This is a genomic window from Nocardioides epinepheli (assembly GCF_037936805.1).
GTDB lineage: Bacteria > Actinomycetota > Actinomycetes > Propionibacteriales > Nocardioidaceae > Nocardioides.
On the sequence record NZ_JBBMMC010000005.1, the window covers coordinates 197,303 to 217,336 of the forward strand.

The following is a 20,034-nucleotide window of genomic DNA, read 5'->3' on the forward strand; positions in this document are numbered from 1 at the left end:
CGGCATCGCGGCCGTCGTCGTCAAGACCCGCTCCGACGCCTGAGCCCCATCCACGCTGACCCGTCCGCTATGGCTGACGGGTCACCCACACATTGACGCTGACCCGTCCGCTATAGCTGACGGGTCACCCGCACATTGACGCTGACCCGTCCGCTATGGCTGACGGGTCAGCGTGCGGCTATCCACAGTTCGGTGCCGGTGACTCCCGTAGGCTCGTCGGTATGAGCACCACCGCACAATCTTGCGCGTCCAGCTCGCTGCGCTCGCGCGCGGCACGACTCGTCGGGGACCCCGGATGAGTGTGCGGCGGGTGATGGGCACCGAGGTGGAGTACGGCATCTCGGTCACCGGGCAGCCCACGGCGAACCCGATGGTGGCCTCCTCCCAGGTCGTCAACGCCTACGCCAGCGCGACCGCCCTGGACCGGCGCGCCCGGTGGGACTTCGAGGAGGAGTCGCCGCTGCGCGACGCACGCGGGTTCGACATGTCGCGGGCGGTCGCCGATGCCAGTCAGCTCACCGACGAGGACCTCGGCCTGGCCAACGTGATCCTCACCAACGGCGCGCGCCTGTACGTCGACCACGCGCACCCGGAGTACTCCACGCCCGAGGTCACCACCCCGCTGGACATCGTCCGCTGGGACAAGGCCGGCGAGCAGGTGATGCTCGACGCCGCCCGCCGGGCCGCGCAGCTCCCCGGATCGCCGCAGATCTGCCTGTACAAGAACAACACCGACAACAAGGGCGCCTCCTACGGCGCGCACGAGAACTACCTGATGCGCCGATCGACGCCGTTCGGCGACATCGTGCGCCACCTGACGCCGTTCTTCGTCAGCCGCCAGGTGGTCACCGGCGCCGGCCGGGTGGGGATCGGCCAGGACGGTCGCGAGCACGGCTTCCAGATCAGCCAGCGCGCCGACTTCTTCGAGGTCGAGGTCGGACTCGAGACCACCCTCAAGCGCCCCATCATCAACACCCGCGACGAGCCGCACGCCGACCCCGAGAAGTACCGCCGCCTCCACGTGATCATCGGCGATGCCAACCTCTCGGAGGTCTCGACCTACCTGAAGGTCGGCACCACGGCACTGGTCCTGGCGATGATCGAGGCGCGCTTCATCCCCGTCGACCTGAGCATCGAGGGCCCCGTCTCCGGCCTGCGCGCGATCTCCCACGACCCGAGCCTGCAGCAGACCGTCCTGCTCCAGGACGGACGCCGGCTCACCGGCATCCAGCTGCAGCTCGAGTACCTCGACCTGGCTCGCAAGTTCGTCGAGGACCGCTACGGCGCCGACGTCGATCGGCAGACCGTCGACGTCCTCGAACGCTGGGAGTCGGTGCTCGACCGGCTCGAGCGCGACCCGTTCCTCCTGGCCACCGAGCTCGACTGGGTCGCCAAGCTCAAGCTGCTCGAGCAGTACCGATCGCGCGACGGCCTCGACTGGGACGACGCCAAGCTCCAGCTCATCGACCTCCAGTACTCCGACATCCGGCCCGAGAAGGGCCTCTACCACCGCCTGGTCGCCGGTGGCCGGATGGAGCGCCTGCTGACCCCGGAGCAGGTCGACGACGCCATGCACGACCCGCCCACCGACACCCGCGCCTACTTCCGCGGCCGCTGCCTGGAGAAGTACGCCGATCACGTGGCCGCCGCGTCGTGGGACTCGGTGATCTTCGACCTGCCCGGCCGCGAGTCGCTGCAGCGCGTCCCCACCAACGACCCGCTCCGCGGCTCGCGGGCCCACGTGGGCGAACTCCTCGACCGGTGCGAGACCGCCGAGGAGATGTTCACCGCACTCACCGGATCCTGACCGAGGCGTCACGCGATCACGCCGCACTCGATAGGGTCGTCTCATGGCCCAGGAGCAGAAGCAACCGCGCAGGTCGCAGGAGACCGAGGAGACCACCGAAGTCGCCCCCGAGACGGACGTGGCCGAGCGTAAGGACGCCCTCGACAGCGATGTCGACGACATCCTCGACGAGATCGACGACGTCCTCGAGTCCAACGCCGAGGACTTCGTGAAGTCGTTCATCCAGAAGGGCGGCCAGTGAGCGACACCCGTCTCCCCGCCGCCTACCTGCGTCCCGGCATGTCGAGCTTCAGCGAGTTCCTCGGTGAGCAGGCGCCCGACCTGCTTCCCGGACGCCGGGTGCTCGCGCCCGGCAGTGACGCGCACGCCGGCGACCTGGCCCCGCACGGCACCACGATCGTCGCGGCCACCTGGCCCGGCGGCGTCGTCCTGGCCGGCGACCGCCGCGCCACGATGGGCAACGTCATCGCCCAGCGCGACATCGAGAAGGTGTTCCCGGCCGACGAGTACTCCGCGGTCGGCATCGCCGGCACCGCCGGCCTCGCGGTCGAGATGGTGCGGCTGTTCCAGGTCGAGCTCGAGCACTACGAGAAGATCGAGGGCGCCACGCTCTCGATGGACGGCAAGTCCAACCGGCTCTCGGCGCTGCTGCGCGCCAACCTGCCGCTGGCGATGCAGGGGCTCGCGGTCGTACCGCTGTTCGCCGGCTACGACCTCAGCGTCGACAAGGGCCGCATCTTCAGCTACGACGTCACCGGCGGGCGCTACGAGGAGACCTCGTTCCACTCGGTGGGCTCCGGCTCGCTGTTCGCCCGCGGCTCGCTTAAGAAGCTCTACCGCGACGACCTCGACATGACCACGTGCGTCGAGGTCGTCATCCAGGCCCTCTACGACGCCGCCGACGACGACTCCGCCACGGGAGGCCCCGACCTCACCCGCCGGATCTTCCCGGTGGTGCAGATCATCACCGCCGAGGGCGGCAACCGGATGAGCGACGACGACGTCGCCACGATCGCCGACCGCGTCATCCGCGAGCGGATGGTGCGCCCTGACGGTCCTGCGGCGCCATTGACCACCGAGCCGAACGGAGGGTCCGCACGATGAGCACCCCGTTCTACGTCTCGCCCGAGCAGGTCATGAAGGACCGGGCCGACTTCGCGCGCAAGGGCATCGCCCGCGGTCGGTCCGTCGTCGCCGTGCCCTACGTCGACGGCATCCTGTTCGTCTCGGAGAACCCCTCGCAGGCCCTGCACAAGGTCTCGGAGATCTACGACCGGATCGCCTTCGCGGCGGTCGGGCGCTACAACGAGTTCGAGAACCTGCGCATCGCCGGGGTCCGGCTGGCCGACATGCGCGGCTACGCCTACGACCGCCGCGACGTCACCGGACGCGGCCTGGCCAACGCCTACGCCCAGACCCTCGGCACGATCTTCTCCAACGGCGGCGAGAAGCCCTACGAGGTCGAGATCTTCGTGGCCGAGGTGGGCGAGAACGCCACCGAGGACCAGCTCTTCCGGCTCACCTACGACGGCCAGGTGGCCGACGAGCACGGGTTCGCGGTGATGGGCGGCCAGACCGAGCCGGTCGTGAAGAGCCTGGAGGCCAGCTACACCGAGGCCGCGCCGCTGGAGTACGCCCTGCGCGCGGCGGTCACCGCGCTCGGGCAGAGCGAGAAGGGCGAGCGGGTCATCCCGACCGAGGATCTCGAGGTCGCCGTCCTCGACCGCACCCGGAGCCAGATCCGCAAGTTCGTCCGCCTCTCCCCGGCGCGCCTCGACGCTCTCCTCGGCGACCGCGGGCCCTCGACGCCGGCCGGCCCCGAGACCAGCGAGGTCGGGATGGGCGGCGGCGGCTCGATCACGGCCTCCACCACCTCGACGTCCGACGACCCCGCCGACCCGACCGACCAGGTCAGCGGCAAGGTCGCGCCCTTGGAGGACCCGAACTCCGGGGAGCCTCCGATCGCCCCGCCGTCCTCGGAGTAGCTCTCAGATGCGATAGTCCCGGCCGTTCAGGCCCCAGATCCTCCGTAAGAGGGGCCCAAACGGCCGGGACTATCGATGCGCCAGGCATTCTGCGCCGATCCACACCGCGGTTCCACGCCCCGATCCGTGGTGGCTGGTCGTAGGGTCTGGTCATGGACCGGCGGATCTTCGGGATCGAGAACGAGTACGGCGTCACGTGCACGTTCAAGGGGCAGCGGCGCCTGAGCCCCGACGAGGTCGCGCGCTACCTGTTCCGCAAGGTGGTCAGCTGGGGGCGCAGCAGCAACGTCTTCCTGCGCAATGGCGCACGTCTCTACCTCGACGTCGGCAGCCACCCGGAGTACGCCACGCCCGAGTGCGACGACATCGGCGAGCTGGTGGCCCACGACAAGGCGGGGGAGCGGGTCCTGGAGGGCCTGCTCCTCGACGCCGAGCAGCGGCTCCACGACGAGGGGATCGCCGGGGAGATCTACCTGTTCAAGAACAACACCGACTCCGCCGGCAACTCCTACGGCTGCCACGAGAACTACCTGGTCGGTCGGGCCGGCGAGTTCAGCCGGCTCGCCGACATCCTGATCCCGTTCCTGGTGACCCGGCAGATCGTCGTGGGAGCCGGCAAGGTCACCCAGACGCCGCGCGGCGCCGGCTACAGCGTCAGCCAGCGCGCCGAGCACATCTGGGAGGGCGTCAGCAGCGCGACGACCCGCTCCCGCCCGATCATCAACACCCGCGACGAGCCGCACGCGGACGCCGAGAAGTACCGCCGGCTGCACGTGATCGTGGGCGACTCCAACATGAGCGAGACCACCACGATGCTGAAGGTGGCCAGCTGCGACCTCGTGCTGCGGATGATCGAGGAGGGCGTGGTCATGCGCGACCTCACGATGGAGAACCCGATCCGCGCGATCCGGGAGATCTCCCACGACGTCACCGGACGGCGTCGGGTCCGGCTCGCCAACGGCCGCGAGGCCAGCGCCTTGGACATCCAGGGGGAGTACCTCGCCAAGGCCCGCGACTTCGTCGACCGCCGCGGGATCAGCACGCCGATCATCGAACGGTCGCTCGACCTGTGGGAGCGCGGTCTGAAGGCGGTGGAGTCCGACGACCTCGGCCTGGTCGACCGCGAGATCGACTGGGTCATCAAGTGGAAGCTCATCGAGCGCTATCGCGCCAAGCACGGCCTGCCGCTGGGTCATCCCCGCGTGGCCCAGCTCGACCTCGCCTACCACGACATCCACCGCAACCGCGGCCTGTACTACCTGCTGGAGAAGCGCGGCGCCGTGGCGCGGGTCACCACCGACCTCAAGGTCTTCGAGGCCAAGTCGGTGCCCCCGCAGACCACCCGGGCCCGGCTGCGCGGCGAGTTCATCCGCAAGGCGCAGGAGAAGCGACGCGACTTCACCGTCGACTGGGTCCACCTCAAGCTCAACGACCAGGCCCAGCGCACGGTGCTGTGCAAGGACCCGTTCCGGGCCGAGGACGAGCGGGTGCAGCGCCTCATCGAAGGTATGTGAGCCGCGAACACCCGGCCACGCGCCGGGCCGTGATGCCGATCGGTGGACACCACCCAGGTAGGCTTCCCACCGCTCCGCGTCCGCCCGCCCTGTACGTCTGTGAAGGTTGATCCGTGCTCCGACGCCTCCGTCGTCCCGCCGCGCTCGTCGCGCCTCTGCTCCTTCTCGCCGGCCTCCTCGCCGCGTGCGGCTCCGAGACCCCCGGCAACGGCCTGACCTTCGCCGACCGGCTCGACGCGGTCTCGATCAGCGGCGACGTCGGCACGGCGCCCAAGATCGAGTGGAAGGACCGGATGGAGGCCGGCAAGCTCGAGACCGACACCGCGATCGAGGGCGACGGCGCCGCGCTGGCCGACGGCGACACCGTGTTCGTCAACTTCGCCCTCGCCGACGGCTACACCCGCAAGACCGCGGTCGACACCTTCGGGGAGGACACCGCCGGGGTCCGGCTCACCGTGGGCAAGGCGCCCGAGGGCGACCCGCAGACCCTCTCCGACGTCATCGCGGCCTTCCTCTCCGACCACATCGGCACCGACGTCACCCGCGGCAGCCGTCTGGTGATGACCGGCAACACCGAGGCCTTCTTCGGCGAGCTGGCACTCTCGCCGGCGCTGGCCGCCGACAACATCGGCAACGACGACGGCCTGCTCCTGGTGGCCGACATCCTCGACGTCGAGCAGCAGCCGCGGCTCAAGGACGAGTCGCAGCCCTCGCCGTCGTGGGCGCCGAAGATCGTCTACACCAAGGGCGTGCCGAGTGCGCTCGACTTCCAGGGCGTCCCGGAGCCGACCAAGGAGAACAAGGCCGACACGCTCATCGCGGCCACGGTCAAGAAGGGCAACGGACCCGAGGTCCAGAAGGGCCAGCTGATCGTGGTGGACTACCTCGGCCAGGTCTATGACGGCGAGAAGCCCTTCGACCAGTCCTTCGACGCCGAGCCCTTCGCCACCGGCATCGGTGTCGGCCAGGTCGTCGCCGGCTGGGACAAGCTCCTGGTCGGCAAGACCGTGGGCAGCCGCGTGCTGCTGCGGATCCCGCCCGAGGAGGGCTACGGCGACCAGGCCCAGGGCGAGGACATCCCGGCGAACTCGACGCTGTACTTCGTCGTCGACATCCTCGCCGCGGCCTGAGCATCTCGGGCGACCGATGAGGTGCCGATGACCGCGGCCAAGACCGAGCGGTTGATGAACCTGCTCATCATGTTGCTGGTCCAGCGCCGCTACGTCGCCAAGGGACGGATCCGCGAGATCCTCTACGACGGCATGTCCGACGAGGCCTTCGACAAGATGTTCGAGCGGGACAAGGAGGAGCTGCGCAGCCTCGGCGTCCCGGTCGAGCTGGGTCACCTCGACGCCTACTTCGACGACGAGCCCGGCTATCGGATCCGGCCCGACGAGTTCGCGCTGCCGGAGATCGACCTGAACGCCGACGAGGCCGCGGTGGTCGGTCTGGCCACCCGCGTCTGGGAGCACCAGAAGCTCGCCCGCGCCACCACCGAGGCCGTCCGCAAGCTCACCGCCGCGGGCGCCGACATCGACCTGGCCGCCCTGGAGATCGCCCAACCCCGGCTGCCGGCCGACGAGCCGGCGTTCGACGTGTTCTTCGAAGCCATCCTCGCGCGCTCGGTGGTCGAGTTCGACTACCGACGCTCGGCCAGCCCGGACGTCGCCCTGCGCCGCCTCCAGCCCTGGGGCGTGACCCGCTACTCGGGTCGCTGGTATGTCATCGGCTTCGACCTCGACCGGGACGACGAGCGCATCTTCCGCCTCTCGCGCGTCCAGGGTGAGGCCCGCAAGGTGGGCCGTCCGGGCGCCTACACGATCCCGGAGGGCATCGACGTCTCCGCCGCCGCGCGGCGGCTGGCACCCGACCTGTCGGCCGAGCCGGTGGTGCTGCTGGCCCGCACCGACGCGGCGCTCCCGCTGCGCCGAGCGGCCGACGCCGTCGAGACCGACGTGACCGGCCCCGACGCCCGCACCGGCTGGGACCGACTCACCCTGCTGCGGGCCTCGGTCGGCATCGCCGACGAGGTCCTCTCGCTCGGGGACCACGTCTACGTCGAGTCGCCGGCCTCGCTGCGCGACCAGGTGGTCGCCCGGCTGCGGGCGGTGGTGCAGCGATGAGCGGCGCCACCCGGACCTCGGCAGCGGGCGCCAAGGAGCAGGTCGCCCGGCTGCTTACGCTGGTGCCGTACCTGCACGCCCGCGGCAGCGTGCGACTCGCCGAGGCGGCCGCCGCGCTGGGCTGCACGCCCGAGGTGCTGGTCAAGGATCTCAAGGTCCTGTTCCTGTGCGGTCTCCCGGGCGGCTACCCCGACGAGCTGATCGACGTCGACCTCGACGCGATCGAGGCCGAGGACGGCGCCGCCCTGGCCGACGGCGTCATCACGGTCAGCAACGCCGACTACCTGTCCAGGCCGCTGCGGCTCACGCCGATCGAGGCCTCGGCCGTCATCGTGGCACTGCGCGCGCTGCGGGCCGGCTCGGCACCCGACACCGCCGAGATCGTCGACCGGGCACTGGCCAAGCTCGAGACCGCTGCCGCCGCCGGACCCGCCGTCGTCGGCGCGGAGGAGGCCGAGGACGCCGACAGCGGACTCACCGAGCTGAGCACCCGGCTCGAGGACGCCGCCGCCCGCCAGGTGCAGGTCGAGCTCGACTACTACGTGCCGGCGCGCGACGAGGTCTCCCATCGGGTGGTCGACCCGCGCGGCGTCGTCCGCAATGGCGGGCTGACCTACCTCGACGCGTGGTGCCACTCCGCGGAGGCGCCCCGGCTGTTCCGGCTCGACCGGATCGCCCGTGCCGACGTCCTGGAGCAGCCGGTGTTGACCGAGCCCACCGCTCCACGTGACCTCTCCGAAGGGCTGTTCGACCGGGCCGACGACACCACCCGCGTGACCCTGCGCCTGGCACCCGCCGCCCGCTGGGTCACCGAGTACTACCCGGTCGAGGCCGTGCGACCACTGGCCGACGGCGCGGTGGAGGTCGACCTCCTTGTGGCCGACGAGCGCTGGCTGACCAGGCTGCTCCTGCGGGTCGCGCCCCACGCGCAGGTAGTGACGCCCACCGAGGCGGAGTCCGCCCTGCGCGCCGACGCCGCCCGCACTCTCACCCTCTACGCTGACGACCGGCGTAGGATGGAATCGAACGACACCCACACGTGAGGATCGACATGACCCCGCTCATCGCAGGCCTGGGAACGACCGAGCTGCTGATCATCTTCGGGGTGATCATCCTGCTCTTCGGCGCCGCCAAGCTGCCCGAGCTCGCGCGGGGGAGCGGCCGGGCTCTGCGGATCTTCAAGGCCGAGACCAAGGGCCTGATGGACGACGACGAGCCCGAGGCCGGCACCCGGCCGGTCGACCCGCCACGTCAGGTCGAGCCGCCCCGTCCCGTCGAGCCGCCACGACCGGTCGAGCAGCCGCGCCCGGTCGACGGGGGCACCACGGAGCCCGACAGCGCGCGACGCTCCGACCCCGCCTGACCCGGCCCCGATCGGCGACCCCCGGCGGTGTCCTTCTCCGGCGTCCTCGGATTCTTCTCCGTCCGCCCGCACAATCCCGTCGGTGACGACGGCCGGATGGCGCTCGGCGACCACCTGCGCGAGCTGCGCGGGCGGATCGTGCGCAGCATCGCCGTCCTGGTCGTGCTGTTCGTCGTCTCACTGTTCTTCTACAACCAGCTGCTCGAGCTGGTGCTCGCGCCGTACAACCAGGCGCGGGAGGCCCTCGGCGCCTCCACCGAGACCAAGGCCTACGTCAAGGGCGCGACCGGCCCGCTGCTGCTCCAGCTGAAGCTGTGCGGCGTGGCGGCGCTCGTGGTCTCCAGCCCGTTCTGGCTCTACCAGCTCTGGGCGTTCATCATGCCCGGGCTACACCCCAGCGAGAAGAAGTGGACCCGCATCTTCATCGCGATCGCCGGCCCGCTGTTCTTCCTCGGCGTCGCGACCGGCTACTACGTGCTTCCCAAGGGCCTGGAGGTCCTGATCGGGTTCACCCCCGACGGCCTGGAGAACCTGGTCGAATTCGGCGAGTACTTCAGCTTCCTCACCCGGATGCTGCTGGTCTTCGGGGTCGCCTTCGAGATCCCGCTGTTCGTGATCATGCTCAACCTCGCGGGCGTGGTGAAGGGCAAGCAGCTGGGGCGCTACCGATCCTGGATCATCCTGTTCACCTTCATCTTCGCCGCGGTCGCCACCCCCTCGACCGACCCGTTCTCGATGCTCATGCTCGCGCTGCCGATGCTGCTGCTCTTCCTGGTCGCCGAGGTGATCGCACGCTGGATCGACCGGATCCGCGACCGGCGCCGGGGCGCCGGCAGCACCGACCGGTGGGACGACGACACGGCCTCCGACCTGTGACGGCGTCGAGGAGCACGCCGGTCGAGGTCGATCCCTTCGACCTTCCCGAGGTGCTCGGCACGGGCGCGGTCACCTGGTCGGCCACCGACAGCCTCGCCGGGCACCTGGTCCGCGGGGTCCTGGTGCCCGACGACGGCGACCCGGTCGACTGCGACCTGATGGCCGTCGACGAGGCCTACCCCGCGCCGGTGGCCGACGACGCGACCCGCCTCGCCGCACACCAGTCGTGGCGCCACGGCCAGGTCGCCCTGGTCGCCTACGACGGACGGGTCACGGTGCTCGTGCCCGGCCGCACCTTCGGCCCGGAGACCGTCCTGGAGGCGATCCGCCGGTTCGCCAAGGCCCTCGGCGCCCGCCCGGCCGACTACGCCGTCCGCCTCCGCGTCGGAGGCTGAGCAAGCCGACGGGCGAGAGGCGAGTCCGCCCTCGCAAGCCTCCCTCGGGGACGCTGGCAGGGGACCGGTTGCCGGGGTTTCGTCGGCGCTCGCTGACGCTCGCTTGCTCAACCTCCGGCGGCGGGGGCTGGCCTCGGAGGTTGAGCAAGCCGGGAGGGCGAGGAACGAGCCCGACCGGCGCCGACGAAACCTCGCAAGCCTCCCTCGGGGACCTTCGCAGGGACGGTTGCCGGGGCGTCGTCAGCGCGCGCTGGCTCAACCTCCGGCGGTGGTGGGTTTCGAGTGTCGAGCCTGCGACGGCGTCATCTAGGCTCCACGGGTGTCGACCGACCGCGAGATCGCGCTGCTCACCAACCCCACAGCGGGCAAGGGGCGGGCGCTGAGGGTGCGCGACGAGGTGGTGCCGCGGCTCCGCTCGGCCGGGATCGGCGTGCGCACGATCGAGGGGCGTGACGCCGACGAGGCGCTCGACCTGGCTCGCGCGGCGGTCGCCGACGGCGTCGACGCCCTGGTGCTCGTGGGCGGCGACGGGCTGGTCAACCTCGGACTCCAGGCAGCGGCGACCACCGGGACCGCGCTGGGCATCGTGCCGGCCGGGACCGGCAACGACGTCGCCCGCTACCTCGGCTTCAGCCGCAAGGACCCTCTCGCGGCCGCCGACCGCATCGCCGGGTCCCTGGTGCGCGAGGAGCGGGTGCACCTCGATCTGGCGCGCACGTCGGGACGCTACTTCGCCACCGTGCTGGCCGCGGGCTTCGACGCCGTCGTCAACGAGCGGGCCAACCAGATGACCTGGCCGCGCGGCCAGATGCGCTACAACCTGGCCACCGTGGCCGAGCTGCGCACGTTCACCCCGCTGCCCTACGTGCTCGACCTGGACGGCGTGGAGCGCCGGATCGACGCGATGCTGGTCGCGGTGGGCAACGGACCCTCGTTCGGCGGCGGCCTGCGGATCGCCGAGGGCGCCCGCCTCGACGACGGCCTTCTCGACGTCGTCGTGATCAAGCCCTTGTCCCGCATCGAGCTGGTGCGGACCTATCCCAAGCTGTTCAAGGGCACCCACGTGGACCATCCGCAGTACGAGCGGCACCGGGTCCGCCGGGTCACTGTCGCGGCACCTGGCATCGTGGGCTACGCCGACGGCGAGCGGTTCGCACCGCTGCCGATGACCATCGAGTGTGTCCCCGCAGCGATAGGAGTCCTGTGAGCGACCAGCAACCCGAGCAGAGCGCCGCCGACCGGTACGCCGCCTCGCGCCGCAACGCCCGCTACCCGGTCCTGCGCGACTTCGAGGCGCACTACGACTTCCCGCTCGATGGGTTCCAGATCGAGGCGTGCAAGGAGATCGAGGACGGCCACGGTGTCCTGGTCGCGGCGCCGACCGGGTCGGGCAAGACCATCGTCGGCGAGTTCGCGATCCACCTGGCGATGGCCACCGGCCGCAAGGCCTTCTACACCACGCCGATCAAGGCGCTGTCGAACCAGAAGTACCACGACCTGCTCGAGCGCTACGGACCCGAGAACGTCGGCCTGCTGACCGGCGACAACGTCGTCAACGGCGAGGCACCGATCGTGGTCATGACCACCGAGGTGCTGCGCAACATGCTCTACGCGGGCTCGCGCACCCTGATCGGTCTCGGCTTCGTGGTGATGGACGAGGTGCACTACCTCGCCGACCGCGACCGTGGCGCGGTGTGGGAGGAGGTCATCATCCACCTGCCGGAGTCGGTGACGCTCGTCTCGCTGTCGGCCACTGTCTCCAACGCCGAGGAGTTCGGCGAGTGGCTGGCGACCGTGCGCGGCGAGACGACCACGATCGTCGAGGAGCGCCGACCGGTCCCGCTGTACCAGCACGTGATGGCCGGACGCCGGTTGCACGACCTGTTCGCCTCCTCCGACGTCGACGCCGCCGCCGGGTTCGTCAAGGAGGGTGCCCCGGTCAACGACGAGCTGATGAAGCTCGCGCGCGACGACTGGGCGTCCTCGCGGATGAAGGACCGGCGCACGCCCAAGGGCCAGCGCAACCGCGGGCCGCGCGGCGGCAAGGCCGTCGGCAACGGGCGGCGGGTATGGATCCCGAGCCGCGCCGACGTCGTCGAGCGGCTCGACCGGGAGGGCCTGCTGCCGGCCATCTACTTCATCTTCAGCCGGGCCGGCTGCGACGCGGCGGTGGGCCAGTGCCTGGCCGCCGGGCTGCGCCTGACCACGCCCGAGGAGCGCGACGTCATCGTCGAGTACGTCGAGTCCGCGTGCCGCGACCTGCCCCCCGAGGACCTGCACGTGCTCGGCTACCACGACTTCCTCGACGGGCTCTCCCGCGGCATCGCCGCCCACCACGCCGGGATGCTGCCGGCCTTCAAGCAGATCGTGGAGGAGCTCTACCTGCGCGGGCTGTGCAAGGTGGTTTTCGCCACCGAGACCCTCGCGCTCGGGATCAACATGCCGGCCCGCACGGTGGTCATCGAGAAGCTGTCGAAGTGGAACGGCGAGACCCACGCGGACATCACACCGGGGGAGTACACCCAGCTCACCGGTCGCGCCGGACGTCGCGGCCTCGACGTCGAGGGGCACGGCGTCGTCCTGTGGCAGCCCGGCATGAACCCCCGCGAGCTGGCCGGTCTCGCCTCCACCCGCACCTATCCGCTGCGCTCGTCGTTCCGACCGTCGTACAACATGGCGGTCAACCTCGTGCACCAGTTCGGTCGTGCGCGCTCGCGCGAGCTGCTCGAGCAGTCCTTCGCCCAGTTCCAGGCCGACAAGGCAGTGGTCGGGCTGGCCCGCCAGCTCGCCAAGGCCGACGACGCACTCGAGGGCTATGCCGAGGCCGCGACCTGCCACCTGGGCGACTTCATGGAGTACTCCGCGCTGCGGCAGCGGATCAACGACCTGGAGAAGTCGGCCAGTCGGAGCCGGCGGCACGATCGGCGCGAGGAGGTGATCGAGTCGCTGCGCAAGCTCAAGGTCGGCGACATCATCTCGATCCCGGCGGGGAAGTTCGCCGGGTACGCCGTCGTCGTCGATCCCGGCTGGTCGCCCGACAATCCGCGGCCCTATGTCGTCACCGCCGACCGTCAGGCCCGCCGACTCGCGATGATCGACTTCCCGACGCCGGTGGCCGCGCTGAGCCGGATCCGGGTGCCCAAGAGCTTCAACGGGCGCAACCCCCAGATGCGCCGCGACCTCGCCTCGGCGTTGCGGGAGAAGACCCACGACCTCGCGCCGCCGCCGCCCTCGCGCGACGGATCGCCGTCGGGGAAGACCTCCCGGCCGCCGGAGGTCGAACGGGAGATCACCGAGCTGCGCGCCGAGCTCAAGGCGCACCCGTGCCACGGCTGCGCGGACCGCGAGGACCACGCCCGCTGGGCCGAGCGGTGGTACAAGCTCGACCGCGACGCCGCCACCCTGCGCCGGCGCATCGAGCAGCGCACCAACACGGTCGCACGGCAGTTCGACCGGGTGTGCGACGTCCTCACGGCGCTGGAATACCTCGACGGCGACGAGGTGACCGAGCGCGGGCGACGGCTGATGCGGCTCTACGGCGACATGGATCTCCTGGCGGCCGAAGCCATCCGCCTCGGCCTGTGGGACGACCTCTCCCCGGCCGGACTCGCGGCGGCGCTGTCGGCCCTGGTGTTCGAGACCCGGCGGGCCGACGACGGCTCGGTGCCGCGGGTTCCGGGTGGCGCCATCGGACGTGCTCTCGAGGAGACCCAGCGCCTCTGGGCCGAGCTCGACGCGCTCGAGAAGGAGCACAAGCTCGACTTCCTCCGTGCGCCCGACCCCGGCTTCGCCTGGCTCGCCTACCGCTGGGCCGAGGGCGACGACCTCGACGACCTCCTCGGGTCGTCCGATCTCTCGGCCGGCGACTTCGTGCGCTGGACCAAGCAGGTACTCGACCTGGCCGGCCAGGTCGCGGACGCCGCCGGCGACACGCCGCTGCGGCGCACCGCCCGCGAGCTCAACGGCCTCGTGAAGCGCGGGGTCGTGGCGTACTCGGGGCTGGCCGAGTAGACACGGTCAGCGCGACCCCGCGAGTGCGATCAGCTCGCGGGCGCGTTGGAGGTCGGCGTCCGAGGCGCCGGTGCGCATCTGGGCGGCAAGGAGCTGTGCTCCGTCCCGGTGCACGTGCCAGACGCCGGCGAGGGCCTGTTCGGCGGCCGCGACAAACCGTTCCTCCTCGATCTGGGTGGGGACCACCGGCGAGACCGTCACCCGCCACTGCACCTGCCCCCACGTCTCGATCATCACCAGCCCCTCGTCATCGCTCGCCCAGGAGTACAGCTCCGCGACCCGGGTGCGCAGTTCGACGTCCCTCGCTCCTACTGCCAGATGGTCGGGTTGAACAAGGACGTCGTACTGCCTGCTGAGGTCTGAGGCGGATCGACGCGCCTCAAAGCTTCCGTGCTGCGCCGCGAGGTCGGCCAGCTGTCCGGCGAGTTGCTCGTGGTGAGCGCGCCGATAGTAGCCGGGGGCGAGGACCACCGTAGGCGAGAGGTCCTTCCACCGCAGCTCGGCCGCGCGATTGCCTGAACGTAGGACCACGGTGCTCACAGGGGCCTCCCGCCATGGTCGCGGTCGGTCGCGTTGTCCTTCGTCGTGTCCGCCAAGGCCGGCCGCGGCATCGTGAAGCTGTCGTGCAGCTTCGCGTCGTAGGTGGGGCCGAAGTCCTCGTCGGGGATCTGCTTGGGGCCGCGATACTCGACCATGCCACCGAGTTGATCGGTCAGATCGGTGAGGCTCTTTTGAAGGTCCCACTCCTTGGCCCAGATAGTCGTGTTCAGCGAGTTCGTCTCCCTCCGCAGGGCCGCGATCAGATCGAGGGGCTTCTCGCCCGAGATGGTCACGGTGACGCCTTCGGCCACGGCCGCGGAGGACGCAACGACCGCGCTGGCTGCGGTTGCCACGGTGAATCCGGCTGCCACGACCCCCGCGCTCGCGCCTGCGGTGAACGGGAGCGCGGCGACACCGATCAGGGAGCTGATGAGGAACAACACCGAGGACGCGCTCGGCCCGCCAGACACCGCCGGCGCAGCCTTCTCGACTGCGGCGCGAGTGGCGTCGACCAGTTTGCAGACGTCCTTGCGCGCGTTGTCCCACAGCTCCTCGGCTCCAAGGAGTGGGCCGCGCAGTCCTTCGACGGCTGAGAACTCGTTCCATACGACAGCGGGGATCTTCGGTGCGAACGACGTCTTGAACGTCTGTGCCGCGATGCCCGCCCAACTCGGAATCAGGCCGTCGATGCTGGTGAACATGTCAAAGTCGGCGTTGGGTGCGATGTTGCCCATCGCGACGAAGTCGGCGTGTCCGCCGGGCCCCACCACGAGTTCCTGGAGTGCAGGGCGCAACTGGTCGGCGAGTCCCTTGAAGGTGGCGGGTTCGGGGAACTTCGAGAACGGCTCGAAGAAGGTGACCAGATCAGCGAGCTCGCTCGTGATCTGGCCCTTCCGGGCCGACTCGTAGGCCTTGCGGTCCTCGACGAACCGGGGCAGGTCGCTGTCCTGGGAGTAGTTCTTGGCGTTGGTGACCGTCCAGTCGCGAAGATCGAGCTGCAGCTGGACCTCCTCGGCGCGCTGCTTCAAGGCGGATACGGCGGTGAGGAGCCCCGCATAGGTCGTGGTTTCAGTCATGGTCGGTATCTGCCCTGTTCAGCGAGTCGAAGTAGCTCTTGACGTCGTCGTCGGCCCGGGCGTAGTTCTGATCGGCACACCAGATCAGGGCTCGCCCCGAGTCGTTCAGGGAGGCGGCATTCGAGGTCAGCATCCGGTGGACCGCACTTGCGGCGGTCTTGTAGGCACTCGAGAAGCCTGTGGCGCCGATCCCGATCTGCGCGGGCCGATCGTTGGCCGCCGCGACGTCGACGTGGTCGATCACGGCAGCAGCGCTCGTGTGGGCGCCGCCCATGTCCTGGATCTCCTGGCCCGCGACACGCAGGTCCCACAGAGTTGTGGCTACTTCGACAGTGCTCATGCAGGCGACTTCCCCGGGCATCGACCCTACGAAACCCACTGAGGTGGGCCGGGCTGCCGGGGGCTCACGACGCCGAGGAGCGCACGCCCGTGATCGGCCAGGCCTCGCCGACGGAGTCCTCGTCGCGGATCGATGCTGCGATGACCGCTGCTAGGTCGGCACGGGGGACGGGGCCTGGAGTGACGTCGAGTCCCAGGTCGACCTCCCCGGAGGGCGGCTGGTCGGTGAGCGCGGACGGGCGGAACGACGTCCAGGCCAGACCACTGTCTGCCGCGGCTGCCACCTGCTGCTCGCCGTTCCAGACGCCCGGCACCGTGATCAGGCGCTGGACGCCCGCGCGCCGCGCGGCCGCCACGACCGGTTCGGGTGCGGAGGTGGAGGCATGGACGACGGCGGCGCACCCGCGCAGCGCCTGCGCGATCACGGCCGGGTCCTGATCCTCCAGGTCGACCATCCGCACCTCGGCGCCCAGTCTCTCCAGCGCCGCGCGATGGGCCTCGTTGCGCACCAGCGCCACCGGCGGGGCGTCCTCGCGCGCGGTGACGGCCTCGACCACCTGCCGCCCTAGCCGGCCATGGGCGCCGGTGACGGCAACGCGCGGACTGCTGGACCAGCGGTCCTCGCTCGCGCGGGTCGACCACGGCGCCGTAGGCCCGCTGAGGACCGGGAGCTCGGGCCGGTTGCGTCGCAGCCACTCCAGGGCCCGCTGGTGCTCGCCGTCGCGACCCTGGTCGGCCTCGGCGACCAGGACTGTACGCGCCTGCCGCGGGGTGAGTCCGAGCCAGCCGGCGAGGATCGGGTGGACCGGCGACTCGATCGGCGAGGTGGGCAGCAGGTCGTCGTCGGCGAGGGTGAAGCGCAGGCAGTCCAAGGGCATGTCGGCGCCGAGCTTCTTGCTCGCGGCGAGATCGAAGCGCACCTGGGCGACCGAGGTGATCCAGCCCCACGGGATCGTGGTCCAGGCCAGCTGTTCGGGGACGTCGGGAATGCCCATGCCTTCGTGCAGGTGCAGTCCGTCGTCGTCGAGCCGGGCGAGGACGGTCGGCGTCGAGGCCGAGCGGAGCGCACGGACCCCGCGCATGCCCGCCAGGGCGCCGAAGACCCCCAGGCCGCCGACGAACACCGCGCTGATCGTCGTCGGGCCGTCGAGGTCCTGCGTCATCAGGCCCAGCAGACAGCCCACGGCCAAGAACACCATGAACATGGTGAATCCGATCGCGAGGCCGGTGAGCCAGCGGAGCCCTGACGTCGAGGCCGAGCGGATCTCGTGAGGCTCAGCCACCAGCGAGCACACCGATCAGCCGCGTGGTGGGGGACTCCAGGCCCCACTGCAGCGCGAGAGCCTCCACTCGCTCCGGGTCGGCGGGCGTCGTGGGCAGTGCGAGCGCGCTGCGGTCGAGGTCGATGTCGCGGGCGACCGCGACGACTGTGGGGGCGACGGCGAGGTAGTCGGCGGCGTCCTTGATCTTGCCGCGCGGCCCGGGACCCATCTCGGAGGCCGGGTCGAGCGCGGCGGCGACGATGCCGTCGAGATCGCCGAAGCGCTGGAGCAGCGTGGCGGCGGTCTTCTCCCCGACCCCCTTGACGCCGGGCAGGCCGTCGGAGGCGTCGCCGCGCATGGTGGCGAAGTCGGCGTACTGGCCGGCCTCGATGGCGTACTTGTCGCGCACCCACTCCTCGGTGACCCGCTCGTGCCGCCCGACGCCCTTGCCGATGTAGAGGACCCGCACGTCCGCGGCGTCGTCGACGAGCTGGAACAGGTCGCGATCGCCGGTGACGATGTCGACCGGCTGCCCGGCGCCCGTGGCGAGCGTGCCGATCACGTCGTCGGCCTCGTAGCCCGGCGCCCCGATCACCGCCAGCCCGAACGCCTCGAGCACCTCGCGCAGGATCGGCACCTGGCGCTCGAGCGGGTCGGGCACCTCCTCGACGTCGGGGGCGGACTCGACCTCCTCCACCACCCGGTGCGCCTTGTAGGTGGGGATCAGGTCGACCCGCCACTGGGGCCGCCAGTCGTCGTCCCAGCAGCAGACCAGGTCGGTGGGCCGGTACTGGTCGACCAGGCGGCTGATGTAGTCGAGCATCCCGCGCACGGCGTTGACGTTGGTGCCGTCGGGTGCGGCGTACTCGGGCATCCCGAAGAAGGCTCGGAAGTACATCGAGGCGGAGTCGAGCAATAGCAGTCGGCCGGGCTCGGTCGGCGAGGTCACGACGAGCATCCTGTCATGGGGGCCGGCGCGAGGATCATCGGTCGAACTGGTCCGGTCGGCGGCGGAGATTGCGGATAGCCTGACGCCGTGATCACCGAGCTCGAGGCCACCGACCGCCGGATCCTCGAGCTGTTGGCCGCCGACGGCCGGATGTCGTTCACCGACCTCGGCAAGGCGACCGGCCTCTCGACGTCCGCGGTGCACCAGCGGGTCAAGCGGCTCGAACAGCGCGGCCTGATCCTCGGCTACGGCGCGACGGTGAACCATGACGGCATCGGCCTGCCCCTGACGGCGTTCATCTCGATCCGCCCGATCGACCCCTCCCAGCCCGACGACTCGCCCGAGCGCCTGCGCGGCATCAGCGAGATCGAGTCGTGCTGGTCGGTGGCCGGCGATGAGTCCTACATCCTCAAGGTGCGCGTCGCGACCCCCGCCGACATCGAGGATCTCCTGGCTCGCATCCGCGCGGCCGCCAACGTCGCCACCCGCACCACCATCGTCCTCTCCACACCGTACGAGAACCGTCCGGTGGTGGGTGGGTAGGTCGGCGGCGGGGCCCGGGATTTCCCCGGTCGACCGGGGAAGTATGAACTTGACGGCCGATATCCCGGCCCCCAAGTTCAGGTTTGGGCCGCCCAGTCGTCGTCTCAGGCGGCAACCGACCGGAACTGCGCACGGATCCGGTTCGCCGTCTCGATCGGGCGGTCGAGGTCGGCCCAGACCACCCGCACGCATCGCCAGCCGGTGAGGCGGCAGATGTGCTCCTCGCGTCGCTGCTCGCGCACGATCACGTCCTTCGCGCTCTCGTCCGCGCCGAGCAGCTTCCCGTACTTGACCTTGCCGTCGAACTCGGCGAACACCCCCAGCTCCGGCCAGGCGAGGTCGACGCGATGGAGGACCCGCCCCGCGGCGTCGGTGATCTCGTAGTTGACCTCCGGCGCCGGCAGGCTCTGCGCCCAGCACAGGTACCGAAGCCGGGTCTCGCCCACGGACTCCGCGCGAGCGTCGACGAGCCGGAGGATCAGGTCGGTTCGTAGCGTCTCGGGCCAGTGGTTCATCAGCTCGAACCGACTGGCGAGCCGATCGAGGTCGGTCAGCCCACGATGGAGAAGGTCGTCGATGACGACCATCGACGCTTCGGTCCCGGCGACGGTGGTGATCTCGAGCGCGGCGCGGGTGGGACTGACGACGAAGACCTCGTTGTGGAGCACGACGTCGCCCCGGAGAAGCCGACCCCGATGCTGCACGACGCCGGCCTGGCGCCGGCCCGTCCTCCCGTCCAGACGCGTCAGGTGGGCCTCGGTGACGTCGAGGTCCCACAGCGGCGCCGCCCACTCGTGGACTGCACTGGTGTGGCTGAGCATCACCCTGGTCTGTGACTGGCGGTAGGCCGCGCGGCTCAACAGGCCGAAGCGCTGCTCGCGCGAGAGCGTGCGCCACTCCTCCCCGGAGACGTACGCGCCGTGGCGGACCCGATGCCACGCGCCGGACTTCACGAGCGCGGTGATCGCGTGGTCGTGGTAGCCGAGCGCTTCGGCCTCACGGCGCAGGAAGACGCCGTACTTGTCGCAGATCTGAAGCAGTACCGGGTCCATGGGGCCAGAGTGCTCGGTTGCATCGACGAGCACACCCCCGACGTCACCGCCTGTGGACAACGCGCTCGCAGGGAAGCGTCCGGCCGAGCCGGCGACGTCCTCGCTGGCTCGACTGGGCGGCCAAAGTCTGAACTTAGCGGGCGGGATATCGGCCGCTAAGTTCAGACTTCCCCGGTCGACCGGGGAAATCCCGCCCCCG

Annotated in this window: 20 protein-coding genes; 14 read left to right on the plus strand and 6 right to left on the minus strand. The window is 70.5% G+C overall.

Features of this window, described 5'->3' with window-relative positions; all coding sequences use genetic code 11:
• Nucleotides 1-295 precede the first annotated feature (295 nt).
• The 13 genes from dop to WMR31_RS09080 all read left to right on the plus strand — a co-directional run bounded on the left by dop (nucleotide 296) and on the right by WMR31_RS09080 (nucleotide 14,074).
• Nucleotides 296-1,807, plus strand: coding sequence for a depupylase/deamidase Dop (gene dop / locus WMR31_RS09020; protein ID WP_340538464.1), 1,512 nt, complete (start codon nucleotides 296-298; stop codon nucleotides 1,805-1,807).
• A gap of 43 nt (nucleotides 1,808-1,850) precedes the next feature.
• Nucleotides 1,851-2,048, plus strand: a complete 198-nt coding sequence (locus WMR31_RS09025; protein ID WP_340538465.1) for a ubiquitin-like protein Pup — start codon at nucleotides 1,851-1,853, stop codon at nucleotides 2,046-2,048.
• Nucleotides 2,045-2,911 (plus strand): proteasome subunit beta, encoded by an 867-nt coding sequence (gene prcB / locus WMR31_RS09030; RefSeq protein ID WP_340538466.1) that lies wholly within the window; start codon nucleotides 2,045-2,047, stop codon nucleotides 2,909-2,911. The genes WMR31_RS09025 and prcB overlap by 4 nt, the downstream gene beginning before the upstream one ends.
• A complete protein-coding gene (gene prcA / locus WMR31_RS09035; protein WP_340538467.1) occupies nucleotides 2,908-3,792 on the plus strand; it encodes a proteasome subunit alpha in 885 nt (294 codons plus the stop codon). Before prcB ends, prcA begins: the two co-directional genes overlap by 4 nt.
• Before the next feature lie 152 nt (nucleotides 3,793-3,944).
• Nucleotides 3,945-5,306 (plus strand): Pup--protein ligase, encoded by a 1,362-nt coding sequence (pafA, locus tag WMR31_RS09040; RefSeq protein ID WP_340538468.1) that lies wholly within the window; start codon nucleotides 3,945-3,947, stop codon nucleotides 5,304-5,306.
• A gap of 113 nt (nucleotides 5,307-5,419) precedes the next feature.
• Nucleotides 5,420-6,436, plus strand: coding sequence for an FKBP-type peptidyl-prolyl cis-trans isomerase (locus WMR31_RS09045; protein WP_340538469.1), 1,017 nt, complete (start codon nucleotides 5,420-5,422; stop codon nucleotides 6,434-6,436).
• A 27-nt stretch (nucleotides 6,437-6,463) separates the two neighbouring features.
• Entirely contained in the window at nucleotides 6,464-7,429 is a 966-nt protein-coding gene (locus WMR31_RS09050; protein WP_340538470.1) for a helix-turn-helix transcriptional regulator, read from the plus strand.
• Entirely contained in the window at nucleotides 7,426-8,472 is a 1,047-nt protein-coding gene (locus WMR31_RS09055) for a helix-turn-helix transcriptional regulator (RefSeq protein ID WP_340538471.1), read from the plus strand. Before WMR31_RS09050 ends, WMR31_RS09055 begins: the two co-directional genes overlap by 4 nt.
• A gap of 8 nt (nucleotides 8,473-8,480) precedes the next feature.
• Entirely contained in the window at nucleotides 8,481-8,792 is a 312-nt protein-coding gene (gene tatA / locus WMR31_RS09060) for a twin-arginine translocase TatA/TatE family subunit (protein WP_340538472.1), read from the plus strand.
• 27 nt (nucleotides 8,793-8,819) lie between these two features.
• Nucleotides 8,820-9,668, plus strand: coding sequence for a twin-arginine translocase subunit TatC (gene tatC / locus WMR31_RS09065; protein WP_340538473.1), 849 nt, complete (start codon nucleotides 8,820-8,822; stop codon nucleotides 9,666-9,668).
• Nucleotides 9,665-10,063 (plus strand): hypothetical protein, encoded by a 399-nt coding sequence (locus tag WMR31_RS09070; protein ID WP_340538474.1) that lies wholly within the window; start codon nucleotides 9,665-9,667, stop codon nucleotides 10,061-10,063. The genes tatC and WMR31_RS09070 overlap by 4 nt, the downstream gene beginning before the upstream one ends.
• Before the next feature lie 319 nt (nucleotides 10,064-10,382).
• On the plus strand, nucleotides 10,383-11,270 hold the full coding sequence (locus tag WMR31_RS09075) for a diacylglycerol kinase (protein WP_340538475.1): 888 nt from the start codon (nucleotides 10,383-10,385) through the stop codon (nucleotides 11,268-11,270).
• The gene (locus WMR31_RS09080; protein WP_340538476.1) at nucleotides 11,267-14,074 is read left to right on the plus strand and encodes a DEAD/DEAH box helicase; all 2,808 of its coding nucleotides are present in this window, start codon (nucleotides 11,267-11,269) and stop codon (nucleotides 14,072-14,074) included. The genes WMR31_RS09075 and WMR31_RS09080 overlap by 4 nt, the downstream gene beginning before the upstream one ends.
• Nucleotides 14,075-14,080: 6 nt before the next feature.
• Here WMR31_RS09080 and WMR31_RS09085 read toward each other — a convergent pair whose 3' ends face one another.
• The 5 genes from WMR31_RS09085 to WMR31_RS09105 all read right to left on the minus strand — a co-directional run bounded on the left by WMR31_RS09085 (nucleotide 14,081) and on the right by WMR31_RS09105 (nucleotide 18,240).
• Nucleotides 14,081-14,614: a hypothetical protein gene (locus WMR31_RS09085; protein ID WP_340538477.1), complete on the minus strand. Its 534-nt coding sequence runs from the start codon at nucleotides 14,612-14,614 to the stop codon at nucleotides 14,081-14,083.
• Nucleotides 14,611-15,690 carry a hypothetical protein gene (locus tag WMR31_RS09090; protein WP_340538478.1) on the minus strand — a complete coding sequence of 360 codons (1,080 nt, stop codon included), beginning with the start codon at nucleotides 15,688-15,690 and terminating at the stop codon, nucleotides 14,611-14,613. The genes WMR31_RS09085 and WMR31_RS09090 overlap by 4 nt, the downstream gene beginning before the upstream one ends.
• On the minus strand, nucleotides 15,683-16,030 hold the full coding sequence (locus tag WMR31_RS09095) for a hypothetical protein (RefSeq protein ID WP_340538479.1): 348 nt from the start codon (nucleotides 16,028-16,030) through the stop codon (nucleotides 15,683-15,685). The genes WMR31_RS09090 and WMR31_RS09095 overlap by 8 nt, the downstream gene beginning before the upstream one ends.
• A 64-nt stretch (nucleotides 16,031-16,094) precedes the next feature.
• Entirely contained in the window at nucleotides 16,095-17,312 is a 1,218-nt protein-coding gene (locus WMR31_RS09100) for an NAD(P)H-binding protein (protein ID WP_340538480.1), read from the minus strand.
• Complete coding sequence (locus WMR31_RS09105) at nucleotides 17,305-18,240, minus strand: 5'-3' exonuclease (RefSeq protein WP_340538481.1); 936 nt, start codon at nucleotides 18,238-18,240, stop codon at nucleotides 17,305-17,307. The genes WMR31_RS09100 and WMR31_RS09105 overlap by 8 nt, the downstream gene beginning before the upstream one ends.
• An 87-nt stretch (nucleotides 18,241-18,327) precedes the next feature.
• On the opposite strand from WMR31_RS09105, the gene WMR31_RS09110 reads away from it, so the two are divergent.
• Nucleotides 18,328-18,783, plus strand: a complete 456-nt coding sequence (locus WMR31_RS09110; protein WP_445321620.1) for an Lrp/AsnC family transcriptional regulator — start codon at nucleotides 18,328-18,330, stop codon at nucleotides 18,781-18,783.
• A 104-nt stretch (nucleotides 18,784-18,887) separates the two neighbouring features.
• On the opposite strand, the gene WMR31_RS09115 is transcribed toward WMR31_RS09110, so the two are convergent.
• Nucleotides 18,888-19,835, minus strand: a complete 948-nt coding sequence (locus tag WMR31_RS09115; RefSeq protein WP_340538482.1) for a type IV toxin-antitoxin system AbiEi family antitoxin domain-containing protein — start codon at nucleotides 19,833-19,835, stop codon at nucleotides 18,888-18,890.
• Nucleotides 19,836-20,034: the final 199 nt, after the last annotated feature.